Origin of the sequence: Methylophaga sp. UBA5088 (assembly GCF_002414625.1) — a bacterium.
In the GTDB taxonomy this organism is placed as follows: Bacteria; Pseudomonadota; Gammaproteobacteria; order Nitrosococcales; family Methylophagaceae; genus Methylophaga; species Methylophaga marina.
In genome coordinates this window covers 1-1272 of sequence record NZ_DIAC01000105.1, presented here as the reverse complement: position 1 = coordinate 1272, position 1272 = coordinate 1, and the positions used below count along the sequence as shown (strand labels likewise).

Sequence of the window (1272 nt, the reverse complement as noted above, 5' to 3'; positions counted from 1 at the left end):
ATCTTGAAGTTCTTCAATTAATGGTTGCAGTCTTGTGGCATACTCTCGAGCAGCAAGAGGATCATGAATAGAACACGGACCTACAATAACTGTTAAGCGATCATCGCGTTTATGCAGAATATCCTGCGTCGCTTTCCGCGCATTAAAAACCGTTTCAGATGCTTGATCAGTAATCGGCAATTCTTCATGAAGTTGCGCCGGGGGGATGACTTCTTGAATCCCCGTGATTCGTAGGTCGTCTGTGCTATAGAGCATGGTGTGTCTGTTATCGATATGGAAACAGAAGATTGTAACCGCTGAGGGCTTTTTGTGCTATCTCAAGCGTGTAACAAATCAGAATGTGATCTGCCCAACGACACGTCACATGCTATGGCACACTATATGCACAAAAACTAATGACTAGGGAATAAGTCAAAAATTCGGCGTTCAAGTTTGAAAAAAAGGATCAACTATGCGGCTGGTAGAGTCATTTAAACAGGGCCAAGAGAAGCTCGAATCGATCAACTCAGAAATAAAAAGTCGCGTAGAGACTACCCTGAGAAGCTGGCCTGAGACGATCAATAAAAAAGTCTCTGATATTCGCAATTTTTCTCTGCCATGGACGCAATATTTTCACTTTTTCCATGACAGTGAAGAAACCATTGCTCACGAATCAGAACCTGTTATAAAACTCAGTGATAAGTTTGCTGCTTTACATCAACGCATTGCAGCTGATCTAGGCGTTGAAAATTTCGTGGGGGAGTGGTTCTTGGTGGATCAAGCCTGTATTGATCAATTTGCTCAAGCAACCGGCGATCATCAGTGGATTCACACCGATCCTGTCAAAGCTGAAAATGAGTCTCCATTTAAAACAACCATTGCACATGGGTTTTTGACACTGTCTCTGATTCCAAAATTAACGGATACAGTTAACCCCGAAAAGAATGATTATCCTGAAGCCAGAATGTTGGTGAATTACGGGATGAATAAAGTCGTTTTTCCTGCGCCGGTGAGGGTTGGAAAACGTATTCGTGCTCGGACTCGGATTATTGCTGTAACACCGCTTAGAAGAGGGCTTGAATTAGTTCGTGAAGTGACAATTGAGGTGGAAAACAGCAAACGACCCGCCTGTGTCGCGGAAATGTTATTACGCTTATATGACTGATAAAAAAGGCGGTTTTATGACCGCCTTTTTTATTGAGAAGATGTGTTTTGTTTTATTAAAACATGGCACTATTCAGCCAGAGATGAACATAGATGCTGGCTGCATAACCAAGGGCAATCGCCCAGATC

At 42.8% G+C, this 1272-nt stretch carries 1 protein-coding gene and 1 pseudogene; one reads left to right on the top strand and one right to left on the bottom strand.

From position 1 onward, the window contains the following. Nucleotides 1-255 (bottom strand): annotated as a pseudogene (locus tag B4K20_RS13255) (3-deoxy-7-phosphoheptulonate synthase); the annotation flags it as partial. Nucleotides 256-451: 196 nt separating this feature from the next. On the opposite strand from B4K20_RS13255, the gene B4K20_RS13250 reads away from it, so the two are divergent. Continuing rightward, nucleotides 452-1144: a MaoC family dehydratase gene (locus B4K20_RS13250; protein ID WP_289283229.1), complete on the top strand. Its 693-nt coding sequence runs from the start codon at nt 452-454 to the stop codon at nt 1142-1144. The last annotated feature ends 128 nt before the right edge of the window (nt 1145-1272 follow it).